The sequence below is a fragment of the Nitrospirota bacterium genome (genome assembly GCA_020851375.1).
In the GTDB taxonomy this organism is placed as follows: domain Bacteria; phylum Nitrospirota; class 9FT-COMBO-42-15; order HDB-SIOI813; family HDB-SIOI813; genus RBG-16-43-11.
This window is the reverse complement of record JADZCV010000045.1, coordinates 218,988-236,794: the sequence shown is the minus strand read 5'-3', so window position 1 is coordinate 236,794 and position 17,807 is coordinate 218,988. Positions and strand designations below refer to the sequence as shown.

The 17,807-nt window shown below is 47.3% G+C and carries 16 protein-coding genes; 14 read left to right on the top strand and 2 right to left on the bottom strand.

Features of this window, described 5'->3' with window-relative positions; genetic code table 11:
* Positions 1–96 precede the first annotated feature (96 nt).
* The 12 genes from ruvB to IT393_10510 all read left to right on the top strand — a co-directional run bounded on the left by ruvB (position 97) and on the right by IT393_10510 (position 11,464).
* Positions 97–1,119 (top strand): Holliday junction branch migration DNA helicase RuvB, encoded by a 1,023-nt coding sequence (gene ruvB, locus IT393_10565; GenBank protein ID MCC7203086.1) that lies wholly within the window; start codon positions 97–99, stop codon positions 1,117–1,119.
* 77 nt (positions 1,120–1,196) lie between these two features.
* The gene (gene pheA / locus IT393_10560) at positions 1,197–2,264 is read left to right on the top strand and encodes a prephenate dehydratase (protein ID MCC7203085.1); all 1,068 of its coding nucleotides are present in this window, start codon (positions 1,197–1,199) and stop codon (positions 2,262–2,264) included.
* A 45-nt stretch (positions 2,265–2,309) separates the two neighbouring features.
* Positions 2,310–3,392, top strand: a complete 1,083-nt coding sequence (locus IT393_10555) for a histidinol-phosphate transaminase (protein MCC7203084.1) — start codon at positions 2,310–2,312, stop codon at positions 3,390–3,392.
* A gap of 13 nt (positions 3,393–3,405) precedes the next feature.
* Complete coding sequence (gene aroF / locus IT393_10550; GenBank protein MCC7203083.1) at positions 3,406–4,419, top strand: 3-deoxy-7-phosphoheptulonate synthase; 1,014 nt, start codon at positions 3,406–3,408, stop codon at positions 4,417–4,419.
* Entirely contained in the window at positions 4,416–5,279 is an 864-nt protein-coding gene (locus IT393_10545; protein ID MCC7203082.1) for a prephenate dehydrogenase/arogenate dehydrogenase family protein, read from the top strand. The genes aroF and IT393_10545 overlap by 4 nt, the downstream gene beginning before the upstream one ends.
* Before the next feature lie 136 nt (positions 5,280–5,415).
* Positions 5,416–6,699, top strand: coding sequence for a 3-phosphoshikimate 1-carboxyvinyltransferase (aroA, locus tag IT393_10540; protein MCC7203081.1), 1,284 nt, complete (start codon positions 5,416–5,418; stop codon positions 6,697–6,699).
* A 16-nt stretch (positions 6,700–6,715) separates the two neighbouring features.
* Positions 6,716–7,393 (top strand): (d)CMP kinase, encoded by a 678-nt coding sequence (locus IT393_10535; protein ID MCC7203080.1) that lies wholly within the window; start codon positions 6,716–6,718, stop codon positions 7,391–7,393.
* A 13-nt stretch (positions 7,394–7,406) separates the two neighbouring features.
* Entirely contained in the window at positions 7,407–8,069 is a 663-nt protein-coding gene (locus IT393_10530; GenBank protein MCC7203079.1) for a 1-acyl-sn-glycerol-3-phosphate acyltransferase, read from the top strand.
* Positions 8,070–8,146: 77 nt separating this feature from the next.
* Complete coding sequence (locus IT393_10525) at positions 8,147–8,458, top strand: hypothetical protein (GenBank protein MCC7203078.1); 312 nt, start codon at positions 8,147–8,149, stop codon at positions 8,456–8,458.
* Positions 8,459–8,570: 112 nt separating this feature from the next.
* Positions 8,571–10,244 (top strand): 30S ribosomal protein S1, encoded by a 1,674-nt coding sequence (locus tag IT393_10520; GenBank protein MCC7203077.1) that lies wholly within the window; start codon positions 8,571–8,573, stop codon positions 10,242–10,244.
* A 16-nt stretch (positions 10,245–10,260) separates the two neighbouring features.
* Positions 10,261–11,163, top strand: a complete 903-nt coding sequence (gene sppA / locus IT393_10515) for a signal peptide peptidase SppA (GenBank protein MCC7203076.1) — start codon at positions 10,261–10,263, stop codon at positions 11,161–11,163.
* A gap of 10 nt (positions 11,164–11,173) precedes the next feature.
* Positions 11,174–11,464 (top strand): integration host factor subunit beta, encoded by a 291-nt coding sequence (locus IT393_10510; GenBank protein ID MCC7203075.1) that lies wholly within the window; start codon positions 11,174–11,176, stop codon positions 11,462–11,464.
* A 7-nt stretch (positions 11,465–11,471) separates the two neighbouring features.
* On the opposite strand, the gene IT393_10505 is transcribed toward IT393_10510, so the two are convergent.
* Complete coding sequence (locus IT393_10505; GenBank protein MCC7203074.1) at positions 11,472–12,719, bottom strand: histidine--tRNA ligase; 1,248 nt, start codon at positions 12,717–12,719, stop codon at positions 11,472–11,474.
* A gap of 2 nt (positions 12,720–12,721) precedes the next feature.
* A complete protein-coding gene (locus IT393_10500) occupies positions 12,722–13,468 on the bottom strand; it encodes a hypothetical protein (GenBank protein MCC7203073.1) in 747 nt (248 codons plus the stop codon).
* 180 nt (positions 13,469–13,648) lie between these two features.
* Between IT393_10500 and IT393_10495 the strand changes: the two genes are divergently transcribed.
* Together IT393_10495 and IT393_10490 are read left to right on the top strand one after the other, a co-directional pair.
* Positions 13,649–14,464 carry an NYN domain-containing protein gene (locus IT393_10495; protein MCC7203072.1) on the top strand — a complete coding sequence of 272 codons (816 nt, stop codon included), beginning with the start codon at positions 13,649–13,651 and terminating at the stop codon, positions 14,462–14,464.
* A 91-nt stretch (positions 14,465–14,555) separates the two neighbouring features.
* The gene (locus IT393_10490) at positions 14,556–17,792 is read left to right on the top strand and encodes a response regulator (GenBank protein ID MCC7203071.1); all 3,237 of its coding nucleotides are present in this window, start codon (positions 14,556–14,558) and stop codon (positions 17,790–17,792) included.
* The last annotated feature ends 15 nt before the right edge of the window (positions 17,793–17,807 follow it).

Below are 17,807 nucleotides of genomic sequence, written 5' to 3'. Positions count from 1 at the left end.
CCCCCTTAGTCCCCCTTTTCCAAAGGGGAAAAATCAGTTCCCCACTTTAGTAAAGGGGGGGAGGGGGGATTTGAACGGAGATTTTCGAGTGATTATATGCAGGACCGCATAATTACAGCGCAATTGGATGAAGAGGAAAAAAGATATGAGGCTACACTTCGACCTCCGACACTGGATGAGTATATTGGCCAGGATAAGGTCAAGGAGAACCTTCACATCTTCATCGAGGCAGCGAAAAGGCGTGGAGATGCACTGGATCATGTCCTCTTCTACGGCCCGCCAGGTCTTGGCAAGACAACCCTTGCCTACATCATCTCAAGGGAGCTTGGCGTAGGTATAAAGGCCACATCAGGTCCGGCAATTGAACGGCAGGGAGATCTTGCGGCCATACTTACAAATCTGCAGAAACATGAGGTCCTGTTTATTGATGAGATCCACAGGCTCAATACTGCCATTGAAGAGATACTCTATCCGGCAATGGAGGATTATCAGATAGACATCATAATAGGTCAGGGACCTGCAGCCAGGACTATAAAACTCGATATCCCGAGATTTACATTGATAGGAGCTACAACGAGAAGCGGCCTTCTTACCTCGCCGTTACGAGACAGGTTTGGGATTATTACAAGGCTTGATTTCTACAAGCCGTCAGAGCTCAGGATGATACTGCTGCGATCAGCAAAGATACTTAATGTGCAGCTTGACGACAACGGTGCAGACGAGATTGCCTGCCGCTCCAGAGGAACCCCGAGAATAGCAAACCGTCTTTTAAGAAGGGTAAGGGACTATGCTGAGGTTAAGGCAGATAGTATCATTACAAGAGAGGTTGCCAGGGATGCCCTTGCCATGTTTGAGATTGACCAGAGGGGTTTTGACATCATGGACCGAAAACTCCTTCTGACCATTATAGATAAATTTGGCGGCGGACCTGTAGGACTTGAGACGATAGCCGCTGCAATCAGTGAAGACAAGGATACAATTGAAGACGTCTACGAACCATTCCTGATCCAGGAAGGGTTCCTCCACAGGACGCCAAGGGGACGTCTTGCAACTCCCAATGCATACAGGCACTTTGGGATCGTCAAATCTGATGGGACAGAGCAGGGAAGTTTGCTGTAATAACTGGTTTCTTTTTGAAGGCATCATTGCCTCACTTCTGTTGCAAACCCCAATAGAATACGGTATCATATCCCTCTATGAAAGAGCTGGAGAAATTGCGCAAAGAGATAGACAGGATTGATTCCGAGATCGTAAGATTACTGAATGAACGGGCTAAGGCGGCCATTGGGATCGGTAAGATCAAGAAGGAAGAGAAGATGGTGGCCCATGTCCCGCAGAGGGAGAGGGAGATATTTGAGCGGATTGAGAAGGAGAATCAGGGCCCCTTTCCCAATGAGGCTATCAGGGTTGTTTTCAGGGAGATCATGTCTGCCTCACTCTCTCTGGAACAGCCGTTGCGAATTGCCTATCTCGGACCTAAAGCCACATTTACATATCTTGCCTGCATGAAGCAGTTCGGTGTCTTTGCCAACTATATAGCTGTGAACAGCATTAAGGAGGTCTTTACAGAGGTTGAAAAGGGGTTAGCCGATTATGGCGTTGTTCCTATAGAGAATTCAACGGAAGGTGTTGTGAATCACACGCTCGATATGTTTATAGATTCCAACCTTAAGATAACCTCAGAGATATTACAGGAGGTAAGTCACCACCTGCTGTCCCTGACAGGGAATCTGGCGGATATCAGGTGTGTCTATTCCCATCCGCAGCCGATCGCCCAGTGTTCGGGGTGGATAGAGAAGAATCTTGTAAACATCCCTGTTGTTGAGGTGTCGAGTACTGCACGGGCTGCTGAGATGTGTGCAGAGGATCCATCCGCAGCAGCCATTGCAAGTGAGCTTGCAGCGCAGCTTTACGGTCTCAGGATAATCAGGAGCCACATCGAGGATTATTCGAGCAACTTTACCCGCTTTCTTGTTATAGCAAAAAATCATGTACAAAAAAGCGGAAAGGATAAGACCTCAGTGATGTTTTCGATCAAGGATAAGGTAGGGGCACTCTACAGTTGTCTTAAGACATTCACTGATAGCGGGATAAATCTTACAAAGATTGAGTCGAGGCCATCACGGAAGAAGATGTGGGAATACATATTCTTTGTTGATATAGAGGGTCATATAGAGGATGAGAAGATAAGGAAGGCCCTGGACGCACTGGAACAGCAGTGCACATTTCTTAAAGTTCTAGGGTCATATCCGGCAGGGGAATGATAATAAGCAATGAGTTAGAAGAAGCAATGAGCAATGAGTTGGGCAATGCTTAAATACGTAAGTGACAATATAAAGAATCTTGTGCCGTACCAGCCGGGCAAGCCAATTGAGGAGCTTGAGAGAGAACTCGGGATAAAGGGGGTCATCAAGCTTGCATCAAACGAGAATCCGCTTGGTGCGTCCCGAAAAGCAATCGAGGCTATAAAGGTATATATTGATAAAAAGGTTAACCGCTACCCGGACGGTGGAGGTTTCTACCTCAGGCGGGCGCTTGCAGAAAAATGGGGTATCTCTCAGGAGTCTGTAATCCTCGGCAATGGATCTAACGAGATCATAGAACTCCTGATCAGGACCCTTGTATCTCCGGGTGACAATGCCGTTACATCGGAGAATACCTTTTCTGTTTACAGGCTTATTATGACAGCGGCAAACGGAGCGATAATTACAGTGCCGATGAAGGATGAAAGGTTTGACCTGAAGTCAATGGCCGGAAAAATAAACTCACGGACACGCCTTGTCTTTATAGCCAATCCGAACAATCCTACCGGAACTATGTCAACGGCTCAGGAGGTCAGGGACTTCATGAAGGAAGTTCCGCAGGACGTTATGGTCGTCTTTGATGAGGCCTATGCGGAATATGTGACATCAGATCAATATCCTGATTCACTCGGCTACCTGAGAGACGGGCGTAATGTAACTATTCTGCGCACCTTTTCAAAGATCTACGGACTGGCCGGACTGCGCATAGGATATGGCCTGACTACTGTTGAAATGGCGGACATGATGAACAGGGTCAGACAGCCCTTCAATACCAATGCCCTTGCACAGGTTGCGGCGCTTGCTGCCCTTGAAGATGAGAGGCATGTGGAGGAGAGCCGCCGGATAAACGGGGAAGGAAAGGAATATCTGTACAAAGAGTTTGAATCAATGGGAATCAGGTATATACCCACTGAGGCAAACTTCATCTATTTCCGGGCCGATGATGGCAGGGCGATATTTGATGCTATGCTGAAAGAAGGGATTATTATCAGACATATGGGCGGGCGCGATTTAAGGGTTACCATAGGACTGCCGGAAGAGAACAGAAAATTTACAGCAGCGCTGAGGAAGGTGCTGGGGATCATTTGAACGGAGGAATATTATGATTATAGTATTGCGTCCTGATGCAACTGACGAGCAGATTGCTCATGTTAAGGAAAGACTTGAGGCCCTTGGCCTTGCGGTTCATGCCTCAAAGGGCAAGGAGCGCACAGTTCTCGGAGCTATAGGAGACGAGCGTTTGCTCATGGATCAGCCTATCGGAGCCATCCCTGGTGTGGAAAAGGTTGTCCCGATATTAAAGCCATACAAACTTGCGAGCAGGGAGTTCCATGCTGAGGACACGGTTATTGACATCAACGGAGCTGTGATTGGAGATAAGAAGATACAGCTTATTGCCGGTCCCTGTGCTGTAGAAAACAGGGAGATGCTGATCGGGATTGCCAAAGAGATCAAAGACCAGGGTGGAATGTTTATAAGAGGCGGCGCATTCAAGCCGCGTACATCCCCTTACACTTTCCAGGGACTTGGGCTCGAAGGCCTTAAATACCTTGCTGAGGCTCGTGAGAAAACCGGACTCCGGGTGGTGACAGAGCTTATGGATCCGCGTGATTTGGAGATGGTGAATGAATATACAGATGTTATTCAGATAGGCGCCAGAAACATGCAGAACTTCAGGCTGCTGCAGGAGGTCGGCAACTATGACAAGCCCGTGATACTGAAGCGAGGCCTGTCTGCAACAATAAAAGAGTTTCTGATGTCCGCAGAGTATATTATGTCGAGGGGTAATCACAAGGTTATACTATGTGAGCGCGGGATTCGTACCTTTGAGACTGCTACCAGAAACACCCTTGACCTGAGCGCAGTCCCTGTTCTTAAACAATTGACACACCTGCCGGTAATCGTTGACCCGAGCCATGGCGTCGGGAAATGGGACCTGGTAACCCCTATGGCGCGTGCTGCCGTAGCAGCAGGAGCTGACGGTATTCTGGTCGAGATACATCCTAATCCTGAGAATGCCCTTTCTGATGGTGAGCAGTCCCTTAAGATGTCGGTCTTTAAAGAGATGATGAGGCAAGTCAGGTTGATAGCCCAGGCGGTTGGCAGGGAGATATGATTCCCCTTCCCCATTTCCGGCGGATGGTCATTATTGGAGTGGGCCTGATAGGCGGTTCCCTCGCCCTTGCCTGCAGGGAAAAGGGGATAGTATCAGAGGTGATCGGGGTTGGCAGGAGTGAGCAGAACCTGAAGGATGCCGTAGCACTGAAGGCTATTGACAGTTATACCTTCAGGGTTGAGGATGCAGTAAAGGGAGCAGACATTGTTATACTTGCCACGCCTGTCAGGAGTCTGATCAGATTATCACGTGAGATTGCCCCGCACCTTTCCCCCGGCGCTATCGTAACAGATGCTGGCAGTGTTAAAGGTCCTCTTACAGAAATAGAAAATATTCTGCCGCTGGGCACACATTTTGTTGCAGGACACCCGATTGCCGGCAAGGAAAAATCGGGTGTTAAGGCCGCATTTCCACAGCTATTTCAGGATGCAAAGTGTATACTGACGCCCACGGCAAAGACCGATCCTGATGCCGTAAATACAGTCCAGGCTATGTGGGAGGCAGCCGGGGCCAGGGTACAGAGGATGGACCCATGGCAGCATGACCGGATTTTTGCTGCTGTCAGCCATCTCCCCCATGTTGTTGCATTTGCCCTTGTCAATACGCTCCTTGATCTTGAGAAGGAGTCGGCCGGGATAATCTCATATTCTGCCGGCGGTTTCAGGGATTTTACCCGCATTGCTGCAAGCCATCCCGAGATGTGGCGTGATATATGCCTCATGAACAGGGAAAATGTCCTTGAAATGCTCGACAGGTATGAAAAGAGTATAGCCAGGTTAAAATCTATGATTCGAAATGATGATGCGGATGGATTGCACAGCGAGTTCGAAAGGGCGAGGCAGGTGAGGGAAAAGCTTTAGGCAAAAGGAGCTTTGTCTCACAGAGGATGATGAAAATTCCCCTCAGTCCCCCTTTTCCAAAGGGGGAAAGCAGTTCCCCCCCTTTAGAAAAGGGGGGAGAGAGGGGATTTGAACGGGGATTTTTCCAGTGCACAAAATGATAGTCAGGCCGGTTAAGGGGCTCAGCGGCGATATTCAGATCCAGGGTGATAAGTCTGTTTCACACAGGTCCATCATACTTGGTTCAATAGCAAAGGGTGTTACAACCGTTACAAATTACCTTCCCTCTGATGACTGCAGGGCAACGATGAATGCCTTCAGGGCTATGGGGATTTCCATTGAGGACATTCATGAAAGTTCGTTGCGCATAGAGGGTAAAAACCTTTATGGACTGACTGAACCTGCTGATGTCATGGACATGGGAAACTCAGGTACAAGCGCAAGGCTTCTCTGCGGTCTCCTGTCCGGCCAGAATTTCTTTTCAGTCATGACAGGTGACAGCTCTCTCAGGAGTCGCCCCATGAAGAGGGTAGCAGTCCCATTGAGGAGTATGGGCGCAAACATCCTTGGAAGACGGGACGGAGACCTTATGCCCCTTGCCATTAAGGGGGGTGAGCTGCAGGGTATCCGTCATAAACTGCCTGTTGCAAGCGCCCAGGTGAAGTCTGCATTACTCCTTGCAGGATTGTATGCACGGGGAAAGACATCAGTGGAGGAGATTCGAGGGTCAAGGGATCACACTGAACGGATGCTTGGATGCTTCGGGGTAAATCTTGAGACACAGGGCAATGTGCTTGCAATAGACGGGGGGCAGAAACTTACGGGTTGTGATATACATGTGCCGGGTGACATTTCATCTGCAGCCTTTTTTATGGTTGGTGCATCCATTGTAAATAACTCCGGAGTAGTAATCAGGGAGGTCGGACTGAATCCTACAAGGACGGGGATAATTGACGTGCTGAGGAATATGGGTGCATTAATTGAGATAACAGACATCAGGGATTCCGGCGGAGAACCGGTAGGTGATGTGCGTGTCACATCAGCGCCATTGAAGGGTATTGAGATAAGCGGTGAGATTATACCGAGGCTTGTTGACGAGCTTCCTGTTATATGTATAGCGGCGGCCGTTGCCGATGGTGGAACCATAATAAGAGATGCAGCAGAGCTTCGGGTTAAGGAGAGTGACAGGATTTCAGTGATGGCTGAATGCCTTGCCTCAATGGGTGTTGAGGTGGAAACATTTGCTGACGGCATGAGGATTAATGGGAAGAGAAAGCTGAAAGGTGCGGTGTGCAACAGCCATGGCGACCATCGCATAGCTATGTCTATGGCAATAGCCGGACTTGTGGCAGAAGGCGAAGTGGTCATACAGGACACTGATTGCATTAAGACATCATTCCCCAGGTTTGAAGAAATGCTTCATCTGTTAAGTGTCAGGTAAGGACGCACATGCCAATATGAATATAATCACAATAGACGGCCCGGTTGGTGCAGGCAAGAGTACTGTTGCAAAGATGCTTGCCAAAAAGCTTGGCTATGCCTTCCTTGACACAGGTGCCATGTACAGGGCGATAGGCTGGAAGGCATACGTTAATGGTATAGAGCCGAATGATGCAAACCTTGAGACGCTCTGTACCCATACGAGACTCGAAGTAAAGCTTGTATCAAATATCCAGAGAATCATTGTTGATGGTGAGGACATCAGTGAAGAGCTAAGGACACCTGAGATGAGCAGAATGGCATCCGTAGTGTCGGCTTATGGACCTGTCCGCAGGTATCTTGTGAAAATACAGAGAGACACAGGATTAATATGGGCCGGGCAATATGGCGGGGTAGTTGTTGAGGGAAGGGACATGGGGACAGTCGTATTCCCGGATGCCGTTTTCAAATTCTACCTTGACGCAGATATATCAGAACGGGGAAGGCGGAGATGGAAGGAACTGAAGGATAAGGGTATGGAAGCAGACCTTGATGTGACCATCAGGGGGATCGAAGAGAGGGATTCCCATGACAGGGGCAGGAGCATAGACCCGCTGAAGAAGGCCGATGATGCCATATTTATAGATACCACATCCCTTGACCTGGAAAAGGTTGTAGAAAAAATATCGGCTCAGATTACAGGGGTAGCAAAATAATATTCAAGAGGTTATGGCCGCCCACATACTTAATTTTATTACCAGATTCATTATTTCTTTCTTTGCGCGATTTATCTTCAGGCTTCGGATATCAGGCGCTGAGAATATCCCGGTATCAGGTGGAGTCATCGTTGCCTCAAATCACCTGAGCTACCTCGATATACCGCTTATGGGATACAGCCTTAAGCGTCCTGCATATTTTATTGGCAAGAAGGAGCTGTTTACCCTTCCTTTTGTCGGTGCCTTTCTTCGGGCTTTAGGAGGCATACCTATAGACAGAGAAAGGCCTGGCAGGACTGCTATCCGGAATATCATGAAGAGGCTGAATTCCGGTGCTATAGTGGTGATATACCCCGAAGGTACAAGAAGTCCTGACGGCAGATTGCAGGCAGGAAAACCGGGTGTAGGTTTCATTGTCAGGATGAGCGGTAAGCAGGTTATTCCTGCTGCAATAACAGGCACTGACAAGGCCATGCATTCCGGAAGCTGGTTCATCAGACCGCATCCTGTGACGATCCGTTTCGGCAACCCCCTTGACTTCAGCAAAAAGCTGCTCTCCCGAAGCGATAGGGATCGGGTGAGGGCGGGGTTACTGACGGATCAAAAGCAGGGTACAGATGCCATTATAACCAATACGATCATGCACGATATCGCCGCCCTGCTTGAACAGAAATAGAGGGAGAGCCCGGCCCACTCGTGAGATGGCAGGAGCCGGTGAGTCTGAGATCGGCTGATTTATATAAGGGGAGAAATATGGAAAAGCGTGAGAATGACTTTCGGAATGTGTCGCATCATATTCTGCCGACATCATCAAACCTTCTGGGGCTCTGTTTTATTTTGTTAGGTTTTATTAAAACGTTGCAACTCAGGGCAACAACGCTGATAGATGATATGCTTGTATTTCCCATTTTGATGTTTATGGCAGCCAGTATTTGTTCATATATATCTATTCGCTCGGTACGCAAGGCGGAAAAGTATGAGCGCATTGCAGACTATTTATTTCTGTCCGGTTTGGGTTTTTTGACCGTTATTGCAGTGGTAGTAGCCCTCGAGTTCGTGGTATGAATGGTTTCAGGGAGGAGGCCGGGGAATGTTTGACAGGGTAAAAATTCAAGGTTTACTATTTATTCCAAATATGCTAATGTATCAGAAAAAATGAAAGGGGTTTCATCGAATAATGAATAATATTACGTCTGTAAACGATATGCAGAAGCTGTATGACCAGACATTTCAGGGGATAGAGGAGGGGAGCATCATAACCGGCGAGGTTATTGCCATCAGGCAGGAATGTGTACTGGTAGATGTAGGCTATAAATCGGAAGGGACACTGCCTGTCTCAGAGTTTACACCAAGGGAGCTGCAAAATTTAAAGATCGGAGACAGTATAGCTGTTTATATCCAGGAACGGGAGGACGCCGAGGGGAACATCAGCCTTTCCAAGGAGAAGGCAGACAGACGGAAGATTTGGGAAAAGATAGATCTGCTGTTCAAAGAGGGCAAGTCTATAGATGGCAAGATTGTCGGCAAGGTAAAGGGTGGGTTAAGCGTTGACATCGGCATAAAGGCCTTTCTGCCTGGTTCTCAGATAGATGTCCGCCCCATAAAAGACCTGGACAGGCTTGTGGGCCAGACGGGTCCGGTTAAGATCATTAAAGTAGATCAGAAGAGAGGGAATATTGTTGTATCAAGGCGCGCCCTTATTGAAGAGCAGGTTGAGAAGATCCGCGAGCGCACCCTCGAGGCCATGGAAGAGGGTAAGCTTATTGATGGATTTGTAAAGAACATCACCGATTATGGAGTTTTTGTTGATCTGGGCGGTGTAGACGGATTGCTCCATATTACAGACATTTCATGGGGCCGGATCGGACATCCTTCAGAGGTATTTAAAGTCGGGGACAAGGTCTCTGTAAAGGTATTAAAATATGATCCGGATACAGGCAGGATTTCGCTTGGCTACAAGCAGAAGACACTTGATCCATGGCTTACTGTTGAAGAGAGGTATCCTGTTGGGAGTAAGGTGCAGGGCAGGGTCGTAAGTCTTGCAGACTATGGCGCCTTTGTATTGGTTGAAGATGGGGTTGAGGGTCTGATACATGTATCAGACCTGTCATGGGCAGGAGACATCAAGCATCCGTCAAAGGTCGTTTCTCCCGGAGATACTGTCAATGCAGCAGTCCTCAGTATAGATAAACAGAACAGGAAGATCTCCCTGGGGCTTAAACAATTGGAGGCAAACCCGTGGAGCCTTGTTGAGAACAGGTATACCCCGGGGACTGTAATAGAAGGCAAGGTCAGGAACCTTACTGAATTCGGGGCCTTTGTAGGACTGGAAGACGGCATAGACGGACTTATCCACATATCAGACATGTCATGGTTGAAACATATAAAGCACCCCTCTGAGGTAGTTAAAAAAGGTCAAAAGATTCAGGCTGTAGTTGTCAAGGTTGATAAGGAGAAACAACGTATATCTCTGAGCCTCAAACAGATGACCGAGGACCCGTGGATAAAAGAGATTCCTGAAAAATATGCTGTTGGAAGTACTGTTGACTGCAGGATAGTAAAAATTGCTGACTTCGGCATTTTTGTTGAGCTGGCAGAGGGGGTAGAGGGGCTTATCCATGTAAGTGAATCAGGTGTTGAGCCTCCTGTAAGGGCCGAGGACGTGATGAAGACAGGAGATGAGGTCCGGGCCAGGGTTACGAAGATTGATACTGCCGAAAAAAAGATTGCACTTTCCATTAAGGAATACAAGAAAGACCTTGAGAGGGCAGAGATAGCTGAGTATATGGAGAATCAGGACAAAGGTGGAATTACATTAGGTGAAGCTGCCCGGAAGATTAACTCTGATTAACCAGAGAAGTCATCCAATGAGGAAAAAACACCCTATACTGTTAATTTTCCTGTCATTATCCGCCGTATCCCTTTTTATATTTGTAGCAGCATACACCATTACTGTAGGATTAGGAGATTTTCCTATTGCCGTAGGGGAGAAGATTGCTGTTGTAAAGATAGAGGGCGTGCTTCTTGATTCCAAAGATATTATTGAAGAGCTCCGGGAGCACAGGGAAAACAGCTCAGTGAAGGCTATTTTATTGAGGATAGACAGCCCTGGAGGGGCTGTAGCGCCATCGCAGGAGATATATGCAGAGGTTCTCAAGATAAGGGATGAAGGGAAGAAGAAGATTGTAACGTCTATGGGGAGCGTGGCGGCATCAGGCGGTTATTACATAGCAAGCGCATCGGATAAGATAGTGGCAAATCCTGGTTCTGTAACAGGGAGTATTGGTGTCATACTTGAACTTGCAAATGTCAGCGGACTCATGAAAAAGGTGGGCGTTGAGAGCGTAGTCATAAAGAGCGGAAAGTTTAAAGATGTAGGTTCATTATTCCGTACAATGACACCGGATGAGCGGGACCTGCTCCAGGGTGTTATTGACGACACATATGACCAGTTTATAGAGGCTGTGTCAGCCGGTCGCGGGATCAGTAAGGAAGACCTGATACCTATTGCAGATGGGAGGGTATTCACAGGCAGGCAGGCTAAAAAACTGGGCCTCGTTGATGAACTCGGAAGCATGCAGGATGCTATAAAGATAACGGCTGATTTGGCAGGAATTAAGGGAGAGCCTCACATAATTGAAAAGAAGAAGAAAATTAGTTTGTTTGAACGCTTTCTCAAAAACAGTACTCTTGCAGGATTTATTGACAATGGAAAGAAGATTGCAGCAGGCGACGGGACATTCAGCATGAAATACATGCTTGCATATTAGGAGGGGAACCATGACCAAGACAGACCTTATCGAGAAAGTATCGCTGCATACAGATGGACTAACAAAGAAGCAGACAGAGATTATAGTTAATATGCTCTTTGACAGCATCAAGGAGGCTTTGGCAGGCGGCGATAAGATAGAGATCAGGGGATTTGGCAGCTTCAGGATAAGGCAGCGGCGTACGCGTGAAGGGCGCAATCCTAAAACAGGACAGAACGTCTTTGTCCCTGAGAAGAGGGTCCCGTTCTTTAAAGCCGGCAAGGAATTGAAGGAGCTTGTAGACGGCAGGGCAGAGGCCTGATGCCAGTTTAAGTTTTTAATCTGCTGATAATTTCTGTGACCGGCACTTCCTCCTGTTTATTGTCCTGCATGTCCCTGAGGATGACTGAACCCTTGGACAGTTCATCTTCTCCAATAATAATGACCCTCGCTGATTTTAGTTTGTCAGCCCTTCGCATCTGACTCTTGAGACTCCCGCCGTTGTAGTCCATGACAGCGGATATCCCCTCTTTGTGAAGGAGGTTTATTATCGAGAATGCCTCCTTCTGTGCAGCATCACCCAGTGCCGCAATAAAGACTATAGGGAAATTCTTGGTGACAGAACTGTTGTCAAACAGAGAGAACAATCTCTCTACGCCAATAGAAAAACCTACGGCCGGTGTGGGCGGTCCGCCGAGTTCTTCCACGAGGTTGTCATATCTGCCTCCGGCGGCAACTGCGTTCTGAGCTCCAAGCGCCCCTCCCACGAACTCAAAGGCTGTTCTGGTATAGTAATCAAGTCCGCGGACAAGCCTCGGATTGTTGATGAAAGCGACACCGGCGGCTTTGAGCGACTCCTGAACACCGTTGAAATGAGACAGACAATCACTGCAAAGGTGATCAACTGTTTTAGGGGCTTTCTCAGCTAGTGCATGACAGTGCGAGGACTTACAGTCGAGAATCCTCAGGGGATTTACATCAAACCTCCGCTGACAGTTTTCACACAATTCAGATTTTTTATCAAGAAAAAATGTGCGAAGCGCTTCCCTGAATGCCGGCCTGCATTGCGGGCAGCCAATGCTATTAACCTGCAGCTCGACACCCGTTATATTAAGTGAGCCGAACAACAGGGTCTGCATATGAAGGACTTCCGCCTCTATCCTGTAATGTCCTATGCCGAAGACCTCTGCGCCTATCTGGTAGAACTGCCTGAAGCGGCCGGCCTGAGGCCTTTCCCGCCGGAACATTGGTCCTATGTAGTATAGTTTTGAAAATGGAGCCGAATCACGAAGATTATGTTCTATATATGATCGAACCACAGAAGCAGTACCCTCAGGTCTCAGGGTAATCTTTCTGCCATCCCTGTCGTCAAAGGTATACATCTCCTTTTCCACAATGTCAGTGGTTTCGCCGATGCTTCTTGCGAACAGTTCTGTAAATTCTATAATGGGAATAATGATTTCTGAATAGCCAAAAGTGTGAAATATGTCACGGGCCTTTTGTTGCAGGTACTGCCACGCCGCGGATTCATCAGGCAGTACGTCTTTGACACCTTTGATTCCCCTGATTTGAGACATCGCTATTGACCGCCAGTTGCAGTAATCATGTATAACCGGCCGCCCATGAAGTCACCGGTTATTTTATCCCCAACCCTGAGGTTTGCCTGCATGGCAAAACCGCCGTTTCTCATTACCATCAGACCGTCATATAGAATGATATTTATGCTTTTCATAAAACTCTCTTTTACAGTCATCAGCTTTAACTCATCATGGATAGCGGTAATCTCACCCTCTATTTTGCCTGTACCCTCGTCGTTGCCATGATATATTGCTGATATATCAATCTTCCTCACAGGATTATTATCCTGGGGAGGTTCTCCTGCTGTGACAAATACAATTTCACCACCGTAAGGCGGGCATTTCTCAGTTCCTGATGTGTAGGAATAGGTCCAGAGCTTGTATTGGGTCCCTGTTTCAAGCGGCGCTTCCGGTGCTATGGTCTCCCTGTCGCCATCCCAGGCGACTTTTCCTCCTGCCCCCCATTCTGTAGTAAGCAGTGCGCCCAGTTTGTACCTTCCTCCTGCAATGTTTATGGATTCGAGCATGGGTTTGTAGTCGAGGATGCCTGCAGGAAGTGTGTAAGTCGTCTTATCCCATACTATTATAATTGGAGCAGATGGATCTGCCCCCTTTGCCCTGTCAGCAGGTGTTGAGGAAATTATTTTGACCTGAGGCGGACATTCTGCAAACGAGTATGCCGGCAGCAGAAGAGCCGTAACAACCAGCCCGGCAAAAAATGTATTCACAAATTTAATAAGATATTTCATGTAATCTCCATTAAATTATAATAGATAAAATTATCACTCATTATTATTGAATATGTGGAAAAAGTAAAGGAAATATCAATGCTATTCCGATATAAAGCGTTACTGACATGAAAGTATGATAATGTTTGAATATCTGATTGTCATGTGGTATAAAACAATCAAACATTAAAGCAGGTTATAATGACCGTTAAATCAAAAACAGAAAATATGGCATTGTTTTGTGACCTTGAAAATATCGCAATCGGGGTGCGCGATGCCAAATATGAGGCGTTTGATATCCAGAAGGTGCTTGAGCGCCTCCTTCTCAAGGGGAGTATAGTAGTCAAGAAATCCTATTGTGACTGGGAACGCTATAAGGATTTCAAAAAGACAATGCATGAGGCGGCGTTTGAGTTGATAGAAATCCCTCATGTACGCCAGTCAGGGAAGAATTCCGCAGATATCCGGATGGTTGTGGATGCCCTTGATCTGTGCTATACGAAGGCTCACGTTGACACGTTCGTCATAATCAGCGGAGATTCCGATTTCTCGGCGCTGGTCAGCAAACTTCGTGAGAATAATAAGATCGTCATCGGCGTTGGTGTAAAAAAGGCAACGTCTGACCTGCTTATATCCAACTGTGATGAGTTTATTTTCTATGACGACCTGGTGCGGGGGACTGATAAACGGCGTCAGGCCAGGCTCCTGCGTTCAAAGCAAAAGACTGCACCCAGAACAGTTGCCAAGTCCAAGGAAGAGCGGAGACAGGAAGGCCTGGATCTGGTTATGGAGACCGTGGAAGCCCTGTTTGAGGAACGGGGAGAGGAAGAGAAGGTGTGGGGCTCTATGGTAAAACAGGCCATCAAGCGCCGCAACCCTGGTTTCAGCGAGGCATATCACGGATTTCAAACTTTCGGTAAAATGCTCGAAGCAGCTCAGAGCCTCAAGCTCCTTGAACTTGAGTTCGACGAAAAGTCCGGCGGGTATATAATTAAAAGTTTTGCACACGAAGAATAACGCCAATCTGGTATTTTTAACGCATTCCTAACTAAATTAGAATGTTGGCCGATAAAAGCTTTGCAAATCTATAAGCTTGATACGCATTAGAATGTCTGATATTGCCAAAGATAATAAGACACACCCCTCTCTCAGGAGGTTCTGGTACGGATTGATTCTTTTCATTATCATCATGCCCGTAGCTATAATTTCTCTGCTTTTAGGGATAAGGCTGAAGTCGCTGATGCTGGAAAACAGACTTCTCAGTGAAAAACAGGCTGTTTTGGCGACAGGTAATGATATTGAGAATAAAATCGCCCGTCTCATATCTGTTCTTGAGACTACCAGCGGTTCAATTATTCTGACGAACGACCCTGTGCAGATGAGGCAAGATCTTAAGGCTGTTTTAAGTAAAGAGCCTTTTATTGATTCAATCAGTATCTTAAACAGGGACGGAAGAGTACTGTTAACTAATGATAGTACCAGCCATGCTGACGCTACCCATTATATTCCATGCCCATCCTGTCCTGAGGTCTCAGTGCCGCTTGCCGGTAGAACATATGTGGGACCGGCCCCGTCAGGCAGTTTTCAGGAGATGCATAACTACATTGCTATCCCTATGGGGCCGTCAGATCATCCTGAAAGGATACTGCTTACAACAATTGATTCTGATATGTTCTGGGAGGATATAAAATTATCATTTACCCGTTCCGGTGTGTTCTCATATCTTGTAGACTCATCAGGCAGGTTGCTTAAGGCCCCGGACGGAATCAGTTATTCCCCGGGCATACTGTTTTCTGATATAAAACCTATTCAGTCAATGTTAGCCCGCCGGCAATGGTCTGGAACAGAGAAGTATGTGGGGCTTCAGGGTAAGGAGGTTTTTGGCGTCGTAACCATTGTCGAGCCTGTCGGATGGGGTGTCATTTCAGAGATACCGGCAGAAATTATTACTGGACCAATTACACACATAATGTCATCAATTATTATTATTGTTATTGCCGTGGCAGGATTCGCCATGGTTGTCGGGATGTTGCTGGTTGAGAGATTTCTCACTCCAATTACGGCATTGACTACGGCGATCCAGAGGGTCAGAGATGGGGATTATTCGAGTCATGTAAATCCACCTCCGTATAAAGAGCTGAACAGCCTTGCCTGTGGCTTTAATCAGATGACCATTGATATCAAGAGCCGTGAGGAGCAGATCGAGAGGGCATACCAGACTCAGGGCATATTGAACGAACTTCTTCGTATACCTCTTGAAGGTGGAGCACAGGATGAGCAACTGGATCAGGCCCTGAATGTGATTCTATCCGTTCCATGGATGAAGACAGTGCCCATGGGCGGAATTTTTCTGCTGAGTGAGGACGGAACCCGTGCCTTGAAGGCAAAGAGGTATCTCCAGGATTCAATATCAGTCATTTGCACGAGGACTTCATGCGGCGAGTGTCCTTGCGGCCGAGCGGCAATCACAGGCAATATAGAGTTTTCAGATAGTATATGCAGCTGCCAGCGAAATGAGAATAATGGAGCGGCCGCATACGGGCATTATCATGTCCCTGTTTTATCTGACGGGAGGGTTATTGCAGATATGATCCTTTACATGACGCAGGGTCATGAACCTGGCATTCATAAAGATATCTTTCTGGATATGGTAAGAAAGACCATGGCCAGCATTATCAATCATCAGGTGCTTATGGAAGAGCGCGACCGGTACGCGCAGGATCTGATAATTGCGAGAGACGCACTTGAGGATAACGGCTCAAACCTTTCCCATCTTGTCAACGAACTTGATATAGCAAGAACCACAGCACAACAGGCGGCTCAGGCAAAGAGCGATTTCCTGGCGAACATGAGTCATGAGATACGAACACCCATGAATGGCGTGGCAGGGATGTCGGAACTTCTGCTGAATACAGAACTTACTAATGAGCAGCGGAACTATGCGATGACTATATGCCGTTCTGTTGATGCCCTGTTGACAATTATCAATGACATACTTGATTTTTCGAAGATTGAGGCAGGGAGACTGGATTTAGAATCAGTACCACTGGATCTCAAGCAGATTGTTGATGATGTCTATTCCTTGCTGTCGGTGAATGCCGCTGATAAAGGATTAAGATTTGTTGTTCAATACCCTCCTGATGTCCCAAGGTATGTCAGCGGAGACCCGGTGCGGCTTCAGCAGTTAATTACCAATATGGCAGGAAATGCCATAAAATTTACCCAGAAGGGGTACGTCCTTGTGAAGGTGGAATGTAGTGATGGGAATGAAAATGTGAAGGGTTTCAGGATTAGCGTGGAAGATACGGGTATAGGTATAGCGGCGGATAAATTGGATTACATTTTTGACAAATTTACTCAGGCGGATACATCCATGTCACGACGCTATGGCGGGAGCGGACTTGGCCTGGCGATATGTAAACAACTGCTCACCCTGATGGGCGGGGAGATTGGTGTGGATAGCGACCCTGGAAAAGGTTCTATATTCTGGTTTAACGTCAGGCTGCCTGTCGAATCTCAGATGCCTGATGAAAACAACAGGAAAGGTCCGGCTGTATGGATGCAGGTCCCGGGTCAGCCCGTCATCCTTGTTGCAGAAGATAATGCCGTAAACCAGAAGGTAATTTATCATATGCTGAATAAGCTCGGGTGCAGGGTGGATATCGCATGCAATGGAAAGGAGACTTTAGACAAGATTCGTCGTGATCAATACGATATGGTTTTGATGGATTGTCACATGCCTGAGATTGATGGATACGAGGCATCCACAGAGATCAGGCGAAGCAATGAATCGTTTAACCGTATTCCTATCATAGCTGTGACAGCCAATGCAATGGAGGGAGAACGGGAGCGTTGTCTTGAGGCAGGCATGAATGATTGTATCATCAAACCGATAAAGATGGGGGACCTGGTCAGGATTCTTGACGTGTGGTATGTAAAACAGGGAGAGAGACAGGAGCAAAATCAGGATTACAGGGAAGAAAACCGGCAGGCAACGTTGTCAAATGAAGTATTTGACAAGACCGGTGCGTTGAATCGCCTGGGCGGTGATGAGGAGCTGTTAAAGGAACTGGTTCAACTGTTTTCTGAGAATGTTGCCGGCCAGATGGTTAAACTGGGAGAGGCCATTGAGTCCGCTGACATGGAGCTGGCAAGGCAGATAGCCCACTCGGTTAAAGGGGCGGCTGCTAATGTCGGGGCTGTTAATGTTCAGCACGGAGCCCTGCAGGCGGAGTCTGCTGCAAGAGAAGGAGAACTTGAGAAGGTGCAGTATCATTATGAAAACATCAAAGTTGAAGTTGAGAAGGTGCGCTCATTGTTACAATTGGATCAGGAGGCAGAATAAAATCCTGTTAGGAGA